The organism is Rhizobium sp. PAMB 3182, from assembly GCF_052908355.1.
In genome coordinates this window covers 1,751,759-1,768,451 of sequence record NZ_CM128607.1, presented here as the reverse complement: position 1 = coordinate 1,768,451, position 16,693 = coordinate 1,751,759, and the positions used below count along the sequence as shown (strand labels likewise).

21 protein-coding genes and 1 tRNA gene are annotated in these 16,693 nt (G+C 62.9%); 15 read left to right on the top strand and 7 right to left on the bottom strand.

Going from position 1 to position 16,693, the window contains the following annotated elements; genetic code table 11:
- Positions 1–82: 82 nt before the first annotated feature.
- The 3 genes from ACU5AZ_RS08830 to cydX are packed head-to-tail and all read left to right on the top strand — an operon-like array spanning position 83 to position 2,985.
- Complete coding sequence (locus ACU5AZ_RS08830; protein ID WP_446825623.1) at positions 83–1,684, top strand: cytochrome ubiquinol oxidase subunit I; 1,602 nt, start codon at positions 83–85, stop codon at positions 1,682–1,684.
- A 5-nt stretch (positions 1,685–1,689) separates the two neighbouring features.
- The gene (gene cydB / locus ACU5AZ_RS08825) at positions 1,690–2,841 is read left to right on the top strand and encodes a cytochrome d ubiquinol oxidase subunit II (protein ID WP_446825622.1); all 1,152 of its coding nucleotides are present in this window, start codon (positions 1,690–1,692) and stop codon (positions 2,839–2,841) included.
- A gap of 15 nt (positions 2,842–2,856) precedes the next feature.
- On the top strand, positions 2,857–2,985 hold the full coding sequence (gene cydX / locus ACU5AZ_RS08820; RefSeq protein WP_261931518.1) for a cytochrome bd-I oxidase subunit CydX: 129 nt from the start codon (positions 2,857–2,859) through the stop codon (positions 2,983–2,985).
- Positions 2,986–3,161: 176 nt separating this feature from the next.
- Here cydX and ACU5AZ_RS08815 read toward each other — a convergent pair.
- Together ACU5AZ_RS08815 and ACU5AZ_RS08810 are read right to left on the bottom strand one after the other, a co-directional pair.
- A tRNA-Leu gene (locus tag ACU5AZ_RS08815) sits at positions 3,162–3,248 on the bottom strand.
- Positions 3,249–3,329: 81 nt separating this feature from the next.
- Positions 3,330–4,754 (bottom strand): phosphomannomutase, encoded by a 1,425-nt coding sequence (locus tag ACU5AZ_RS08810; protein WP_446825962.1) that lies wholly within the window; start codon positions 4,752–4,754, stop codon positions 3,330–3,332.
- Positions 4,755–5,052: 298 nt separating this feature from the next.
- On the opposite strand from ACU5AZ_RS08810, the gene ACU5AZ_RS08805 reads away from it, so the two are divergent.
- The gene (locus tag ACU5AZ_RS08805) at positions 5,053–5,406 is read left to right on the top strand and encodes a BA14K family protein (RefSeq protein WP_446825621.1); all 354 of its coding nucleotides are present in this window, start codon (positions 5,053–5,055) and stop codon (positions 5,404–5,406) included.
- A 60-nt stretch (positions 5,407–5,466) separates the two neighbouring features.
- On the opposite strand, the gene ACU5AZ_RS08800 is transcribed toward ACU5AZ_RS08805, so the two are convergent.
- Positions 5,467–5,748 (bottom strand): SelT/SelW/SelH family protein, encoded by a 282-nt coding sequence (locus ACU5AZ_RS08800; RefSeq protein WP_446825961.1) that lies wholly within the window; start codon positions 5,746–5,748, stop codon positions 5,467–5,469.
- A gap of 156 nt (positions 5,749–5,904) precedes the next feature.
- On the opposite strand from ACU5AZ_RS08800, the gene ACU5AZ_RS08795 reads away from it, so the two are divergent.
- From ACU5AZ_RS08795 to ACU5AZ_RS08770, 6 genes are all read left to right on the top strand, one after another.
- Positions 5,905–6,642, top strand: coding sequence for a type 1 glutamine amidotransferase (locus tag ACU5AZ_RS08795; protein WP_446825620.1), 738 nt, complete (start codon positions 5,905–5,907; stop codon positions 6,640–6,642).
- Between the two features lie 79 nt (positions 6,643–6,721).
- Complete coding sequence (locus ACU5AZ_RS08790) at positions 6,722–7,297, top strand: transglycosylase SLT domain-containing protein (RefSeq protein WP_446825619.1); 576 nt, start codon at positions 6,722–6,724, stop codon at positions 7,295–7,297.
- A gap of 92 nt (positions 7,298–7,389) precedes the next feature.
- Complete coding sequence (locus tag ACU5AZ_RS08785; protein ID WP_446825618.1) at positions 7,390–7,875, top strand: GFA family protein; 486 nt, start codon at positions 7,390–7,392, stop codon at positions 7,873–7,875.
- Between the two features lie 104 nt (positions 7,876–7,979).
- Positions 7,980–8,270 carry a hypothetical protein gene (locus tag ACU5AZ_RS08780; protein ID WP_446825617.1) on the top strand — a complete coding sequence of 97 codons (291 nt, stop codon included), beginning with the start codon at positions 7,980–7,982 and terminating at the stop codon, positions 8,268–8,270.
- Between the two features lie 168 nt (positions 8,271–8,438).
- On the top strand, positions 8,439–8,678 hold the full coding sequence (locus ACU5AZ_RS08775; protein ID WP_446825616.1) for a type II toxin-antitoxin system ParD family antitoxin: 240 nt from the start codon (positions 8,439–8,441) through the stop codon (positions 8,676–8,678).
- Positions 8,675–8,977: a type II toxin-antitoxin system RelE/ParE family toxin gene (locus ACU5AZ_RS08770; protein ID WP_446825615.1), complete on the top strand. Its 303-nt coding sequence runs from the start codon at positions 8,675–8,677 to the stop codon at positions 8,975–8,977. The genes ACU5AZ_RS08775 and ACU5AZ_RS08770 overlap by 4 nt, the downstream gene beginning before the upstream one ends.
- Positions 8,978–8,985: 8 nt before the next feature.
- Here the strand turns inward: ACU5AZ_RS08770 and lepA are convergent, their stop codons facing one another.
- Entirely contained in the window at positions 8,986–10,812 is a 1,827-nt protein-coding gene (gene lepA, locus ACU5AZ_RS08765) for a translation elongation factor 4 (RefSeq protein ID WP_446825614.1), read from the bottom strand.
- 209 nt (positions 10,813–11,021) lie between these two features.
- On the opposite strand from lepA, the gene ACU5AZ_RS08760 reads away from it, so the two are divergent.
- The 5 genes from ACU5AZ_RS08760 to ACU5AZ_RS08740 all read left to right on the top strand — a co-directional run bounded on the left by ACU5AZ_RS08760 (position 11,022) and on the right by ACU5AZ_RS08740 (position 14,121).
- The gene (locus tag ACU5AZ_RS08760) at positions 11,022–11,399 is read left to right on the top strand and encodes a hypothetical protein (RefSeq protein ID WP_446825613.1); all 378 of its coding nucleotides are present in this window, start codon (positions 11,022–11,024) and stop codon (positions 11,397–11,399) included.
- Between the two features lie 53 nt (positions 11,400–11,452).
- Complete coding sequence (locus ACU5AZ_RS08755) at positions 11,453–12,031, top strand: helix-turn-helix domain-containing protein (protein WP_446825612.1); 579 nt, start codon at positions 11,453–11,455, stop codon at positions 12,029–12,031.
- A 5-nt stretch (positions 12,032–12,036) separates the two neighbouring features.
- Positions 12,037–12,558 (top strand): N-acetyltransferase family protein, encoded by a 522-nt coding sequence (locus tag ACU5AZ_RS08750; protein ID WP_446825960.1) that lies wholly within the window; start codon positions 12,037–12,039, stop codon positions 12,556–12,558.
- A gap of 77 nt (positions 12,559–12,635) precedes the next feature.
- A complete protein-coding gene (locus tag ACU5AZ_RS08745; protein WP_446825611.1) occupies positions 12,636–13,022 on the top strand; it encodes a hypothetical protein in 387 nt (128 codons plus the stop codon).
- A 73-nt stretch (positions 13,023–13,095) separates the two neighbouring features.
- Positions 13,096–14,121 (top strand): histone deacetylase family protein, encoded by a 1,026-nt coding sequence (locus tag ACU5AZ_RS08740; protein WP_446825610.1) that lies wholly within the window; start codon positions 13,096–13,098, stop codon positions 14,119–14,121.
- Positions 14,122–14,136: 15 nt separating this feature from the next.
- Here ACU5AZ_RS08740 and ACU5AZ_RS08735 read toward each other — a convergent pair whose 3' ends face one another.
- From ACU5AZ_RS08735 to ACU5AZ_RS08725, 3 genes are all read right to left on the bottom strand, one after another.
- Entirely contained in the window at positions 14,137–14,892 is a 756-nt protein-coding gene (locus tag ACU5AZ_RS08735) for an SDR family oxidoreductase (RefSeq protein WP_446825609.1), read from the bottom strand.
- A gap of 87 nt (positions 14,893–14,979) precedes the next feature.
- Complete coding sequence (locus ACU5AZ_RS08730) at positions 14,980–15,447, bottom strand: group III truncated hemoglobin (protein WP_446825608.1); 468 nt, start codon at positions 15,445–15,447, stop codon at positions 14,980–14,982.
- Between the two features lie 77 nt (positions 15,448–15,524).
- Positions 15,525–16,631, bottom strand: a complete 1,107-nt coding sequence (locus tag ACU5AZ_RS08725) for a TRAP transporter substrate-binding protein (protein ID WP_446825607.1) — start codon at positions 16,629–16,631, stop codon at positions 15,525–15,527.
- Positions 16,632–16,693: the final 62 nt, after the last annotated feature.

Genomic DNA, 16,693 nt, shown 5'->3' with positions numbered 1-16,693 from the left:
AATCAAGTACGCGGCAAGCGGAGGGGTCTAATGCAAGTCGGGTATGGATGAACGCCTGCTCTGACTAGAAAGCGAGGACGCCATGGCTATCGACATAGTCGAGCTGTCACGACTGCAATTTGCAATGACGGCACTTTATCATTTTCTCTTTGTCCCTTTGACACTAGGCCTTTCCATCATCGTCGCCATCATGGAGACGGTTTACGTGATGACCGACCGGCCGGTCTGGCGCCAGATGACCAAGTTCTGGGGAACGCTGTTCGGTATCAACTTCGTTCTCGGCGTTGCCACCGGCATCACCATGGAATTCCAGTTTGGCATGAACTGGAGCTATTACAGCCATTATGTCGGCGACATCTTCGGCGCTCCGCTTGCCATCGAGGGCCTCATGGCCTTCTTCCTCGAGGCGACATTCGTCGGCCTCTTCTTCTTCGGCTGGGATCGCCTGTCCAAGCGCGCGCACATGATCGTCGCCTGGCTCGTGGCCATCGGCTCGAACTTCTCCGCGCTCTGGATCCTGATCGCCAATGGCTGGATGCAGAACCCGGTCGGCGCCGCCTTCAATCCGATGACGATGCGCATGGAGATGACCTCGTTCTTCGATGTGGTCTTCAATCCGGTCGCCCAGGCGAAGTTCGTGCACACGGTCTCGGCCGGCTACGTCACGGCCTCGGTCTTCGTGCTCGGCGTTTCTGCCTGGTACATGTTGAAGGGCCGGCATATCGAGCTTGCCCGCCGTTCGATCGCGGTTGCCGCCAGCTTCGGTCTTGCCTCGGCGCTGTCGGTCGTGCTGCTCGGCGACGAATCCGGCTATTCGGTCACCCATGACCAGAAGATGAAGCTCGCCGCCATCGAAGGCATGTGGGAAACCCAGCCCGCGCCGGCCTCCTTCACCCTGTTCGGCTTTCCCGACCAGGAAGCCCGCGAAACCCATTACGCCATCCACATTCCCTATGCCATGGGCCTGATCGGCACCCGGTCGCTGACCGAGGAGATCCCCGGCATCGACAAGCTGGTGAAGGTGGCTGAAGAGCGGATCCGCTCCGGCATCATCGCCTATGACGCGCTGCTGACCATTCGCGGAAACAAGGGCAATGTCAGCGACGAGGTCCGCAGGACCTTCGAGGATCACTCGAGCGACCTCGGCTTCGCGCTGCTCCTGAAGCGCTACGTCGACGATCCGCGCCAGGCGAGCGAGGAGCAGATCGTCAAGGCGGCGAACGACACCATCCCGACCGTCTGGCCGCTGTTCTGGGCCTTCCGCATCATGGTCGCGCTCGGCTTCGCCTTCATCGCCATCCTTGGCTGGTTCTTCTACCAGGCCTCGTTCAAGCGCATGCGCTTCTCGCGCCCGGCGCTGTGGTTCGCGGTGGCGATCATTCCGACACCGTGGATTGCCGCCGAACTCGGCTGGTTCGTCGCCGAATTCGGCCGCCAGCCCTGGACGGTGGACGGCGTGCTGCCGACGGCGCTGTCCGCCTCGCAGCTCAGCGTCACCGATCTCCTGATCACGCTGATCGGCTTTGCCGTCTTCTACTCGGCGCTGTTCGTCATCGAGATGGGCCTGATGCTCAAATACATCCGCAAGGGCCCGTACATTGACGTGGCGGAAACCGAACAGTGGATGAACAAGCACCGTAATCGCCTGAGCGCAGGCAATCACGAACTGCAACCCGCGGAGTAACGATCATGATTCTCTTTGAACTGATTGGATTCGATGTCCTGCGCGTCATCTGGTGGGTGCTGCTTGGCGTCCTGTTGACGGGCTTTGCCCTGACCGACGGCTTCGACATGGGCGTCGGCGCGCTCATCCCCTTCGTCGGCAAGACCGACACCGAACGGCGCGTCGCCATCAACACGATCGGCCCCGTCTGGGAAGGCAACCAGGTCTGGTTCATTCTCGGCGGCGGCGCCATCTTCGCCGCCTGGCCGCCGCTCTATGCGGTCAGCTTTTCCGGCTTCTACCTGGCCATGTTCGCCATCCTCGCGGCCCTCATCCTGCGGCCGGTCGGCTTCAAGTATCGCTCGAAGCGCGACAGCGCCACCTGGCGCAATGGCTGGGACTGGGCGCTCTTCATCGGCGGCGCGGTGCCGGCGCTGATCTTCGGCGTCGCCATGGGCAATGTGCTGCAGGGCGTGCCGTTCCGCTTCAACGACGATCTGATGATCTTCTACGACGGAACCTTCTTCGGCCTCCTGAACCCCTTCGCGCTTCTGGCCGGCGTAGTCTCGCTGTCGATGATCGTCATGCATGGCGCGGCATGGCTGAACCTGAAGACGGAAGGTGCCGTACAGGCCCGGGCGCGCCGCTACGGCGCAGTTGCGGCCCTTGTCATGATGGCAGGATACGCGCTGGCCGGCGTCTGGCTGGCAGCAGGCATCCAGGCCTATGCCTTCAGCGTCCCCCCGCTTGCCAACGGACCTTCGAACCCGCTCCTCAGCGAGGTCGTCCGCCAGGGCTCCTGGATGGCAGCCTATTCGGCCCGACCGTGGATCATCGTCTCGCCGATCCTCGGCTTTGCCGGCGCCTTCCTGGCCTTCCTCGGCCTGCGGGCCGGCCGCGAGGTCTCGACGCTGCTGTTCTCCAAGCTTTCGATCATCGGCGTCATCTCGTCGGTGGGGCTCACCATGTTCCCCTTCATCCTGCCGTCGTCGATCGCGCCCAGTTCGTCGCTGACGGTGTGGGACGCCTCGTCGTCGCACCAGACCCTGTTCGTCATGCTGGTGTCGGCGGTGATCTTCGTGCCGATCATCCTCGCCTACACGGCATGGGTCTACAAGGTCCTGTGGGGCAAGGTGACCGAGAAGAGCGTCACCGAAGCCAGCGACGTCGTCTATTGAGAAAGGACATCTGATATGTGGTATTTCGCATGGATACTCGGCCTGCCGCTGGCCGCCCTCTTCGCCGTCCTCAACGCCATCTGGCTCGAACTGCAGGACGACCGCCGCTTCATCGAATCCGGTGACGAGAAAGAGCGCGGCTGAACCCCAACGGCGCTCACAGGGTGCCCTCGACGGCTCGAATGCCGCCGAGGGCATTGCCGTTTACAGACGGATTTCTGTTGGCAGAAAGAGCAAGCTGCTCGCAAGAAAGAAGACAACAAAAAACCCCGCCTAGGCGGGGTTTTTGTATTTTTCCGGAACAGTCCGAAACATGAAATTGGTGCCCAGAAGAGGACTCGAACCTCCACACCCTTGCGAGTACCAGCACCTGAAGCTGGCGCGTCTACCAATTCCGCCATCTGGGCGACGGGGAGCGATGTAAGAGGAGGAGCGCCTGCTGTCAACAGGCATTTTGAAGTTTTCGCGACAAAGCCGGAAAAGAATTTTCAAGGGCTTGCGGCGGCGAAGGCGCGGATCGTCCGCAACCCCTTGTCCAGCAGTGCGGAGGCCGCTTCCTCGCTCCCGGCTTCGACGTAGCAGCGCATTTCCGGCGCGTTGCCCGACGGGCGGAAATGGATCGTCCGGCCGTCCTTGAGAGACACCCGCAGGCCGTCGATGTCGCTGGTCGATTCGACCTCGCCGATGTCGGCAAGAAAGCCGGCCAGGTTTTCGCGCGATGCCCTGAGATGCTGCATGAGCGCGGCGGAGCGTTCCTGCGCAAAGTTCTCCAGCCGGTCCGCGGCCGCCACGGGCAACCGGTAGTCGGCGGCGACGGCAGACAGGCTCTGGCCGCTCGTCGCGGCACGCGCCAGGCAGGCGAGGATCGGCACGAAGCAGTCGCGCGTCGGCAGTGGATTGAGCGTCCGGCCGTTCAAGAGGAACGGCGATGCGGTCAGAAGCCCGCCATTGGCCTCGAAGCCCATCACGCCGTCCTTGCCGTCGGCGAGCGCGTCCAGCATGCCGGCAATGACGTAGGGCGAGCCGACCCGGGTGCGCACCACCTCATAGCGCCCGGCGCCTTCGATGCCGGAATTGGAGGTGACCGGGGTAACGACAACCTTGGCGCCGAGGAAGCCGGCGGCGATCAGGCCGAGAAGATCGCCCCGAAGCGGCGTTCCGGTCTCGTCGGCCACTAGCGGCCGGTCGCCGTCACCGTCGGCCGAGACAATGGCGTCGAGCTTTTCCGCGCGCGCCCATGTCTTCAGCTTGTCGATGGTCTCGGCAGAGACGGCCTCGGTGTCGACCGGGATGAACGTTTCGGAGCGCCCAAGCCGCTTCACGGTCGCCCCATACTGTTCCAGGAGGTCGGCCAGAAGATCGCGCGCCACGGTGGAATGCTCGTAGACGCCGATCGTCATGCCGGAGAGTGTGCCTGGCGACAGCAGGGCACGGTTGCGGTCGAAGAACACCGCCATCGCCCGCTCGCTGGCATCTTCCATGTCCGCATCGGCGGGGGTGGAAAACGTTTCCGCCTCCACCTCGGCGGCGAGCGCCGTAATGGCGGCCTCGTCGTGCTTGTCGATCTCGCCGGACGGCAGGTAGAACTTGATCCCGTTTCGGTCGGCGGGGATGTGCGAGCCGGTGACCATCAGCGAGGCGGCGCCTGTCTTCAGCCCGTAGAGCGCCAGCGCCGGCGTCGGCAGTGTGCCGCAGTTGATCGGGCGCAAGCCGGCATCGGAAAGGGCGGCGGCGCAGGCGGCGGCGATGGCGGGGCTGGAGGGCCGGAAGTCCTGGCCGATCAGCACCGCGTCGCCGTTATTGGCATGTCCGGATTGGAGGAGATGCCTTGCGAACGCCGTCGCGTAGATCGTCGCCGGCTTGCCGGCAAGCTCGGTGGCAAGGCCGCGCAGGCCGCTGGTTCCAAATTTCAGGCTCAACTTTCTCTCCCTCGTCGGTATCGCGTGCGGCCGTCATCGGGCCGCAATCGGTATAGAAGTCATGGCCGAGAATGCAAAGTTTTGACTGGATCGCACCGCTCAATGCGGAACAATCGTCAGGCTTCGTCGTTTCTCGCCGGTAGTTCTGAGATAGGACGCCTCTTGGCTCATGACCACCGGTAGGCAAGATTTCTGTCGACAATCGACGGTTTTGTGCTTCAATTGGGGGCTGGCATGAATAACAAAGCGGCGGGATCGCGTTAACAACCCCATCATTGGGAAGGAGTGCCTCATGCAGAAGATTGCAAGAATAGCTGCTGGTATTGTCATGAGCGTCGCGGCTGTTGCGCCGGCGACGCCCGCGGGCGCGTTCGTCGCGTCTCCGCCGGCCGTTGCCGCCGGTGGCGGAGTGAGCGGCAACGTCCAGGACGTTCGCTGGGTCTGCGACATCTACCGCAACTGCTACTGGCGTGGCGGTCCTCGCCAAATTCGCCCGCTTCCGCCGCCACCGCGGCCTGCTCCGGGCGGATACTGGAACCGGCATGTCCGCTGGTGCCTCGACCGCTACCGGTCCTACAATCCGCGCACCAACCGCTTCCTCTCCTATAGCGGCGACTACAGGGTGTGCCATTCGCCGTGGGGCTGAGGCCGCGAAGCGACAATACGAACGCTGATGAAGCGGGGCCTTGCGCCCCGCTTTTTCACATCAGGACCTGTCGGTGTGGCCGAGGTCGCGCCCCGGTTCGATGACGTCGCGCACCCGCTGCTTGAGCTCCTTCGGACCGGGGAAGCCGCCGTCTCGCTTGCGCTCCCACAGAAGATCGTCGTCGATCCGGATCTCGAAAATGCCGCCCGTGCCGGGCACCAGGGCGACCTCGCTCAGCACATCGGAGAAGGTCGAGAGCAGCTCCTGCGCCATCCAGGCGGAGCGCAGCAGCCAGTTGCACTGCGTGCAGTAGAGGATCGAGATGCGGTATTTCCGGTCCATGGTCATCCAGTCTTTCAAGTGGCGTGTGGCAATCGTATCAGCCGCCCGCCCGCCGGCAACAGATTTGTCCGTGGTTTCTGCAGGCCGGGCCCTTGCGGCGCTTTGGCGAACATGGTCATCTTCTCCCGATTTCGCAAAACGTCCCGAGGATTAGGCATGCGCATACTCGCCGTCGAAAACATGGCCGGCACCGAGCATGGTCTCGTTGGCGAGGCGCTGGCGGAGGCCGGGATTGCTCCTGTCATCCGTCGTCCTTATGCCGGTGACGCGCTGCCGGCAGGCCATACGGATTTCGATGCGCTGATTGTCTTTGGCGGGACCCAGAATGCGCTGGACGACGAGGCGCACCCCTACCTTCCAGCGCTTGCCCGCCTGATGCGCGATTTCGGCGATTGCGGCAAGGCAGTACTCGGCATCTGCCTCGGCAGTCAGATTCTGGCACGCGCCTATGGTGCCGCCAATATCGTCGGGACGGCGACGGAATTCGGCTGGTGCGAAATTGCGCCGACGGCGGAGGGTGCCCGCGATCAACTGCTTAGCGGCCTTGCAGGCGGCTTCCGCGCCTTCGAATGGCATGACGACACCTTCACGCTGCCGCAGGGCGCGGTCCACCTCGCGGCAGGTGCAACCGTTCCCAATCAGGCATTTCGCGTCGGAGAGGCTGCCTATGGCTTCCAGTGCCATTTCGAGGCGGGAACAAGGGTGGTGGAGCGCTGGAGCACGGAGTTTGCCGATGCCGCCCTGAGGATGGATCCCGACTGGCCGCGCCGCCATGCCGGTGAGGCCGCCTTGCATGGCGCACCGGCCCATGCATCGGGAATGGCGATTGCGCGGGCATGGATCGGCGTGGCGCGGCGGCAGGCCGCGCGCCGGTCCGAGGCCGTGGCCGTCTGACCCCAATTTCTATCGGCTCGCTAAAAACTGATCGTTAATCTTTACGATTTATAAATCTCTCGAATCCGGGAGTTTTGTTATGCGTTTCCTGGCGATCTGCCTTTTGCTTTCGCTCGCGGCCTGTGCCGCGCCACCGTCCCAGACCCGCAATGCCTGCGCCATCTTCGAGCAGCGCGACGGCCTGTTCAACAACTGGCGTCGGGCCGCCGAGGCGACCGAGCGCGAATACGGCGTTCCGGTGCCGGTGCTGATGGCGACCATCTACGTCGAATCGAGTTTCAACGGCCGCGCCAAGCCGCCGCGCACGAAGCTGTTCGGCTTCATTCCCTGGAAGCGGCAGTCTTCGGCCTTCGGCTATTCGCAGGCGCTCGACGGCACCTGGGATCGCTACAAGCGCGAGACGGGCCGCTTTGCCGCCAACCGCACGAGCTTCTCGGACGCCATCCAGTTCATCGGCTGGTATCACTACCAGAGCCATCTGCAGAACGGCATTCAGCTCAACGATCCCTACAATCTCTATCTCGCCTATTATGTCGGCCACACCGGCTATTCGAAGGGGTCCTGGCGGGGCAATTCGACGGCACAGCGGACGGCCGCCAAGATGAATTCGATCACCAGCACCTATGCTGCCCAGCTTCAGCAGTGCCCCGGCTGACGGCGGGGCTTCAGCGCGTCCATCTTGAAACGCCCGGCTGATCGGGCGTAAATCGAACGGCGGCAATCCTGCTGCTGCCGGGGAGGGCAGGCATGGACGAGATCTTCGAAGGGCAATGCTTCTGCGGCGGCGTCCGCTTTCGCCAGCACGGGCGGCCGATGTTCATCCATTGCTGCCACTGCAAGGACTGCCAGCGGCAGACGGGCAGCGCCTTTGCGATCAATGCGATCATCGAGGCGGACCGGATCGAGGTGCTCAAGGGAACGCCGGTCGCCGTTGAAATGGCCACCGACAGCGGCCATCCCCACGATATCCATCGCTGCCCCGATTGCGGATCCGCCCTGTGGAGCGATTACGGGCGGCGCGGCTGGATGCTCTTCGTCCGGGTCGCCGCGCTCGACGATCCTTCCTCCCTCGTTCCCGACGTCCATATCTTCACGCGCTCGAAAATGCCCTGGGTGGTCCTTCCCGACGGCGCGAACGCCTTCGAGGAGTACTACGACATGAAGGCTCTCTGGCCCGCGGATAGCTGGGCCCGCCGTGACGCCGCCCGCGCAAAGGCAAAGGCGGCGCGCTAAATCGACGCAGCCCCGATTTCGCCGCAACAAAGGTAATTCCGAGGCAACGGAACCAGCGCTGTGGGTCGCGCATTCTCCTGTCACTGAATGAAAAGGAGAGAGCCATGACCTATGATCCCAACCTGAACAACCCGAACCCCAATCCCTATTCGCCGCCGCCGGAGCCTCCGCGTCGCGGCGGCTCGGTCACCTGGGTAGCCGTCGGCGCCATCGCCGTGGTCGTCATCGCCGTCTGGGCGATCATGGGCACGCCGAGCACCGATCCGGGCACGACCGCCTCCACCACGCCGCCGGCAACGACGGAACAGGCACCGGACGTCAAGCCGGCCGCCCCGGAAGCTCCGGCCGCCAACGATGCGGCTCCCGCTGCCCCGGCCGCCCCGGGTTCGAACTAACGGTCTTCGACCGATAAGAAAAACCGCTCGCTTCCGGATGGAGGCGGGCGGTTTTCGTTTGTATATGCGCGAGTGTTCGGCGATCGAAATCCATTCGCGCGGCTTTAGCATTCACTCTTGTAGGTCATGGCAAATTTTGGCAATATCTGCCATAAAAAGGAAGCGACCATGGCCACGATGAATATTTCTCTCCCTGAGCAGATGAAGAATTGGGTGGAAGAGCAGTCGAGAGGTGGCCGCTATGGCAATGCCAGCGATTATGTCCGCGACCTCATTCGGCGGGACCAGGAGCGTCAGCAGGGTATCGTGGAGATGCAAAAGCTGATTGATGAAGGGCTGGAAAGTGGCGTCGGCACGCGCAGCCTGACGGAACTTTTGGCGGAAGCGCGCCGTCGTGCTGCAAAATGAAGTTGCGGTTCACCGCGCAGGCCGAAGAAGATTTTCTCGGTATATATGCCTTCGGAGTTGAGGCCTTCGGCATCAGCCAGGCCGAGCGATATCATGCGGAGTTAGAGACAACACTTCTTATGTTGGCCGACATGCCTTCAGTAGGGCGGGAGCACGCGGAATTTCATCCGCCAGTCCGCATCCACTTCCACGCCAGTCACGTCATCGTCTATCTGGCAAATCCGGACGGCATCCTGATCGTTCGTTTGCTGGGAAGCCGTCAGAACTGGGCCCGCATTCTGGCGCGTGAAGGCGGCTAGGCGCCGCCTCACTCGTCGCTCATCTTCAGCGCTGCGATGAACGCTTCCTGCGGGATTTCCACCTTGCCGAACTGGCGCATGCGCTTCTTGCCGGCCTTCTGCTTTTCCAGAAGCTTGCGCTTGCGGGTGGCGTCGCCGCCGTAGCATTTTGCCGTCACGTCCTTGCGCAGCGCCGAGATCGTCTCGCGGGCAATCACGTTGCCGCCGATGGCTGCCTGGATCGGGATCTTGAACATGTGCTTGGGGATCAGCTCCTTGAGCTTCTCGCACATGTCGCGGCCGCGCTTTTCGGCGGCCATGCGGTGCACCAGCATGGACAGCGCATCCACCGGCTCGCCGTTGACGAGGATCGACATCTTCACGAGGTTGCCGGCCCGGTAGCCGTCGAGGTGATAGTCGAAGGAGGCATAGCCCTTCGAGATCGACTTCAGCCGGTCGTAGAAATCGAACACCACTTCGTTCAACGGCAATTCGTAGGTCAGCATCGCCCGGCTGCCGACATAGGTCAGGTCCGTCTGGATGCCGCGCCGGTCCTGACAGAGCTTCAGGATGCCGCCGAGATAATCGTCCGGCGTCAGGATCGTGGCCTTGATCCACGGTTCGCGGATTTCGGAGATCCTGACCACGTCCGGCATGTCGGCCGGGTTGTGCAGCTCGCGCTGCGAGCCGTCCGTCATCGTCAGCTCATAGACAACGGAAGGGGCCGTGGCGATCAGGTCGAGATCGAATTCGCGCTCCAGCCGTTCCTGGATGATTTCAAGATGCAGGAGGCCGAGGAAGCCGCAGCGGAAGCCGAAGCCGAGCGCTGCCGAGCTTTCCATCTCGAAGGAGAACGAGGCGTCGTTCAGCCGGAGCTTGCCGACGGCGGCGCGCAGGTCCTCGAAATCATTGGCGTCGACCGGGAACAGGCCGCAGAACACCACCGGCTGGGCCGGCTTGAAGCCCGGCAGCATCTTGGCGGTCGGGCGCTTGTCCTCGGTGATGGTATCGCCGACGCGGGTGTCGGCCACTTCCTTGATCGAGCCGGTAAAGACGCCGATCTCGCCGGGGCCGAGGCTTTCCACGGTCAGCATCTTCGGTGTCAGCACGCCGACGCGCTCGACCTGGTACTTGGCGTCCGTTCCCATCATGCGGATCGTCTGGCCGCGCTTCAGCTCGCCGTCGAGCACGCGCACGAGAACCATGACGCCGAGATAGGTGTCGTACCAGCTGTCGACGAGCAGCGCTTTCAGCGGTGCACTGGCGCCGCCCTCGCTCTTGGGGGCCGGCAACTTGTTGACGATGGCTTCCAGCACATCGGGAATGCCGAGGCCGGTCTTGGCCGAAATCAGCACCGCCTCGGAGGCATCGATGCCGATCACTTCCTCGATCTGTTCCTTGATCCGATCGGGTTCGGCCGCTGGCAGGTCGATCTTGTTGAGGACCGTCACCAGCTCGTGGTTGTTGTCGATCGCCTGATAGACGTTGGCAAGCGTCTGCGCCTCCACACCCTGCGAAGCATCGACCACCAGCAGCGAGCCTTCGCAGGCCGAAAGCGAGCGGGACACTTCATAGGCGAAGTCGACATGGCCGGGCGTGTCGATCAGGTTCAGCACATAGGTCTCGCCATCCTTGGCGATATAGTGCAGGCGCACCGTCTGCGCCTTGATGGTGATGCCGCGCTCGCGCTCGATCTCCATGTTGTCGAGCACCTGCTCCGACATTTCGCGTTCGGCAAGGCCGCCGCAGGTCTGGATCAGACGGTCGGCCAGCGTCGATTTCCCATGGTCGATATGGGCGACGATGGAGAAGTTGCGAATATGGTTAAGCGGTATGCGGTTCGGATCTGTGCTCATGGTCGCGCATATAGCAGCGGCTTCGACCCCGGAAAAGCGGCAATTTAGCGGGATGCGCAGAAATTCGGGTGATTTCGGCCCATTGCAAAGGCTGTCCGGGAGGCCGACGGCCGTTAACGATATGCATATCGATGCCGATGGCTGACCGATCATGCCGCGTGGTAGTTTCAGGCGCGTCCTCCTTGAGAGGCGGTTATGGGGCAATCGACATGACCAATCCGAACCATATTGCGCTTCGCATCCTCACAGCTGGAGCCCTGCTCCTCGCAGCTGCCGGCATCTCCAATGCAGCCGACATGAGCTTTGCCGTTACCAACAATCACTCGACCGCCGCCGAGGCGGCCTTCTACGGGGAAGACAGCGGAACGGTCTGGCCGGGCGTGGAGTCGACCTATTCCTTCATCAAGGGCGAGACGAAGACGGTGACCTTCACCTGTCAGGAGGGCGAACGCATCTGCTACGGCGCCTGGGCGGCGGGTGATGCGGCGACCTTCTGGGGCGTCGGACAGGGCAATCAGCACGGCTGTCCGTATTGCTGCTTCACCTGCTCGGGCGGGCAGACCGAGACCTTCAATCTCGTCCAGTAACATCGGCCGCTATCAGTGTTGACTCCATTATAAGAGATAAATAATCTCCAATAATGGAAATTGGCGCGAACGGATTCGATCTGGCGATTGGCCAACGGCTCAAGGCGTTGCGCCTTGGCGCCAACATGACGCTCGACACCCTGGCGGCCGAATCCGGTGTCAGCCGGGCGATGATCTCACGCATCGAAAGGGCGGAGGCGAGCCCGACGGCCGTGCTGCTCGCCAGGCTCTGCACCGCCATGGGGCTTTCGTTGTCGTCCTTCTTCGAAGGCGCGGAAGAGGCAGCCGATCCCCTGTCGCGCCGCGAAAGCCAGAAAGTCTGGACCGATCCGGAGACGGGATACCTGCGCCGCTCCGTTTCCCCACCGGGCATGGGCGCGCGCGTCGACATCGTTGAGGTCGAGTTTCCGCCGGGCGCGCGCGTCTTCTATCCGCCGCAGACGGCGGCGCAGAGCCAGAGCCAGCATGTCTGGCTGTTTGCAGGGGTGATGGAGCTCTCCGTCGGGGAGGTGGTTCATCGCCTTGCCCCCGGCGACTGCCTTCACATGAACATCGGCCAGGGCCATGCCTTCTTTAATCCGGGCAAGACGGCGGCGCGCTATGCGGTCGTCATAGACAGGGGACTGAAATGACGACGATGGCCAGTGTGCGGCTTCTGGACCAGCAACAGGCGCTGGAGGCAATTCCGGCGCTCTCGGATATTCTGATCGATGGCGTCGAGGGCGGCGCCTCGCTGGGGTTCATGTCGCCCCTCTCGGCCGCCGAGGCGCGCAGATATTGGGAGGGCATCGTCGGGGCGGTCGGCCGCGGCGAAATCCTGCTGTTTGCGGCCGAGGTCGACGGCAGGATCCTCGGCACGGTGCAGGTCGGCTTTGCCATGAAGCCCAACCAGCCCCACCGCGGCGACCTGATGAAGCTGCTCGTTCACAGCGCGGCCAGGGGCAGGGGCATCTCCCGCCTGCTGATGGAAACGGCGGAGCGCGAATCGGCGAAACACGGACGCTGGCTTCTGGTACTCGACACGGCGACGGGGTCACCGGCGGAGGAGATTTATGCTCGCTTCGGTTGGCAACGCAGCGGCGTCATCCCGGACTACGCGCTCTATCCGGACGGCAGCTATTGTTCGACGACGATTTTCTACAAGCGCGTCGCCGCCTAACCTCGCGGACCACTTCCAGACCCATCGGAAATATGACTATATCGCTCCGGCCGCTCACGGCCTTCGGGGAAACACACATGAAATCGCCTCTTCGCTCGGCAGCTTTTCGCTGCCGCCGCGCCGTCACGGCTGCGGCTCTCGTGCTCGTCGTCGCGCCGGCATTTGCCGCCGACGTCACCTTCGTCATGCGCAACGACCACCCGAATGCGGTGGAGGTCGAACTCTATAGCCAGGACAGGGAGCATGTCTGGCCGGGCGGCGGCGAGGTCTACTATCTCGACGATGGCGAGACCAAGGAAATCCCGCTCTCCTGCACGGAAGGCGAGAACATCTGCTACGGCGCCTGGGTCGCCGGCGACCAGCAGACTTACTGGGGCGTCGGTCCGGACGACAAGGACGATTGCGACGACTGCTGCTACACCTGCACGGGCGGCGAGACCGAAGAGATCAACCTGACCGAATAGCCCGGACGATCCGGCTTGCGGCGCTTTAGCCGCCGCGCTAGCGTTCCCGGTGTATTGGCAAAGGGAACGCAGCATGCGCGTATTTTATTCGGAAGACCACAAATTGCGTGACGCGAAGACGGAGCTTCACGGCGGGCAACTGGTCAAGCCGTTCGAAGGGCCGTTTCGCGCCGAATGGATCCTGGCGGCGGTCAGGGAAGAGGGCTTCACCGATGTCGTCGCCCCTGCAAGCCACGGGCTCGAAACCGCATCGAAGGTCCACGACGCCGGCTATCTGGACTTCCTGAAAACCGCCTGGGAGCGCTGGGCTGCCGCCGGCTATGAGGGCGAGGCGATCCCGACGGTGCTGCCCGTCCGTCGGGCCCGACAGATCGTGCCGAAGGACATCGACGGCGCGCTCGGTTACTACGCCAATGCCATCGAGACCTCGATCACCAAGGGCACCTACGAGGCGGCGCTTGCCTCGATGAACTGCGCGCTTTCCGGCGTCGACTGGCTGAACGAGGGCAACCGCTTCTGCTTTTCGCTTTGCCGTCCGCCCGGTCACCATGCCGGCATCGACCTTTACGGCGGCTACTGCTTCATCAACAATGCGGCGGTCGCGGCGCAACGGCTTTTGGACCAAGGCGCCCGAAAGGTGGCCGTGCTCGACGTCGATTTCCACCATGGCAACGGCACGCAGGACATTCTCTACGAGCGCGGCGACATCTTCTTTGCCTCGCTGCATGGCGATCCGGCCGATGCCTTTCCGCATTTCTGGGGCTATGCCGACGAGACCGGCGCCGGTGCCGGCGAGGGGCTGAACGCCAACTATCCGATGCCGCCGGGAACCGCCTGGGAGGCATGGTCCGCAGCGCTTGCCGACGCACTGGGGCGCATCAAGGCGTTCGGCGCCGAGGCGATCGTCGTCTCGCTCGGCGTCGACACCTTCGAAAAGGACCCGATCTCCTTCTTCAAGCTGAAGACACCGGACTATATCCGCATGGGCGAGATGATCGCCGTCAGCGGCCTGCCGGTGCTTGTGCTGATGGAGGGCGGCTACGGCGTCCCTGAAATCGGGCTTAATGTCGCCAATGTGTTGAAGGGGCTTGAGGCGTAGGCAAGCCGTCGGTCGTCACAGCTTGCTGATCGAATTTCCGCCGTCGGCAAGAAAGGCGGTGCCGGTCACGAAGGAGGACCGCTGGCCGATTAGGAAAAGTGCTGCCTCCGCAATCTCTTCCGGATTTGCCATGCGCTTCAACGCATGAAGCCCGCGGACAAACTCATGAAAGGCGGGGTCGTCGCCGGCCATTTCCGTCATCGTGCCGCCCGGCAGCAGTGCATTGACCCGGATCCCCTGTACCCCGTATTCGGCGGCGAGGACCTGCGTCAGCCCGATCAGGCCTGCTTTCGACGCGGCATAGGCGCCCATGCGTGGCAAACCGATCGTGTGTCCGACGAAGGACGAGGTGAACACGACCGATCCGCCGCCGCGGCGCAGAATTGCCGGGATCTGCTTGCGGGCCGCGAAAAAGGCACTGTTCAGGTTCGTTGCGATCACCGAGTGCCAATTCTCGGTGGTCATGTCGGCTATTGGAGCGTATTCGCCCGCGATTCCGGCATTGTTGAACGCGGCGTCGAGACCTCCAAACTTGGTTTCGGCGAGATCGACGAGTGCATGAGCATAGGCTTCGTCGCTGACATCTCCGGCAATGAAGACGGCTCGTCCCGCAGTTTCACGGTTGATCTTGCCGGCAATGTCCTCAAGACGGTCGGCGCGGCGCGCGCCGAGGATGAGGTTGGCGCCTTCCCTGGCAAAAAGCCGCGCGGACGCTTCGCCGATGCCGCTGCTGGCGCCGGTTATGATGATTGCTTTACCTTGCAGTTCCATTTGGGTTCTCCTCTTGTAGGGAGTTCCCAAGTAGACGGCCCGGTGTCCCGCAACCACCCGATTCCAGCGCGGCAGGCAGAGGCGCGGTCAGTTGGCGCGCTTGGCCGGATCGTCCAGCGCCGGATTGTAGAACAGCGCCAGCACCAGGCTCTTGGCGATCCGCTCGGCGGTTGTCATGAACCAGGCTTTGGCATCCGATGACACGCCGAGGTCGTCAAGCGTTGCCGCAAAGAGCTGCAGCCATTCCTTGAACAGCGGCTCTTCCATGTTCTCGACGGTCAGGTGCGCCTGCACGGGCTTGCCGCCATAGGCGCCGTTCTTGAAGGCGACCGCCGACCAGAAGCGTTTCATCTTCGCCAGGTGATCCGGCCAGCGCCCGTCTAGGCGCGCGGCAAAGACCGGTCCGAGCGTGGGATGCGCCTGGATGCGGGAATAGAATGTCTCGACAAGGCGGTCGATGAAGGCGTCGTCGACACCCATCGCCGCCATGTTGGCGCGGGCGCGGTCCTCGATATCCTTGAGGTGGGCGGCTCTCGCCGCAAGCTCCGGGTTCATCCGGCAATCTCCGTCGGTTCACGCCGCCGGTCGGGCGGTTCCGGCCTGAGATAGCCGGAACCGGAGGCCGAGGCAAATCAGAGGTTGCCGGCGCGCTGCTGGGTCATCATGTAGGTATCGAAGGAATACTCCGCCACCTGTTCCCACAGATAGCCATCGCGCTTGAACGCCTGCTGGCTGTCGTAGATCTTCTTGAACTCCGGCGACTTCTGCGACAGTTCCGCAAAAAGCTCCTGCGACGCCTTGTAGGCGGCGTCCATGATCTCGCGGCTGAACGGCTTCAGCTGCGCGCCCTGGGCGACGAGCTGCTTGAGCGCCGTGGCATTGCGCGCATCGTACTTCGCCAGCATCGACTGGTTGGCACGCGCGCAGGCGTCGGTCAGCATGCGCTGGTAGCTCTTCGGCAGCGCCTTGAACTTCTCCAGGTTGAAGAACGCATGCACGGCCGGGCCACCTTCCCACCATGCGGGATAGTAGTAGTACTTGGCGACCTTGTAGAAGCCGAGCTTCAGGTCGTCATACGGACCGACGAATTCGGTCGCGTCGATCGAGCCCTTCTCGAGCGCGGAGTAGACATCGCCGCCGGCGATCTGCTGCGGCGTCACGCCGATCTTTTCCATCACCTGGCCGGTCAGGCCGGCGATGCGCATCTTCAGCCCTTTCATATCTTCAAGGGAGTTGATCTCCTTGCGGAACCAGCCGCCCATCTGCGCGCCGGTATTGCCTGCCGGCAGAGCGTAGAGGTTGTAGGACGACAGCAGCTCGTTGATCATGTCGTTGCCGCCGGCTTCGCTGAACCAGGCGTTGGTCATGCGCGCGTTCATGCCGAAGGGAACGGCGGTGCCGAGTGCGAAGGCCGGGTTCTTGCCGATATAGTAGTAGCAGCAGGAATGACCCATCTCGACGGTGCCGTCACCAACGGCATCGGCTACCTGCAGCGCGGGCACGATCTCGCCCGCGGCATAGGTTGCGATCTGGAAATTGCCGTCGGAAGCTTCGTTCACGCTCTCGGCGATTTCCGTGCCGGCGTCGAACAGAATGTCGAGGTTCTTCGGGAAGGAAGAGACCATCTTCCAGCTGATCTTGGGGCTTTCGGCGGCGATTGCGGGTGCGGCAAGCGCGGTGGCCGCTGCTGCGCCGAGACCGGCGGTGCCGGTCTTCTTGAAAAATGTGCGACGATCCATGGTATTTCCTCAAAAATATACTGTCTTGGCGTCACGTCCTCCCCCGTGCGCGCGCAAGCTGT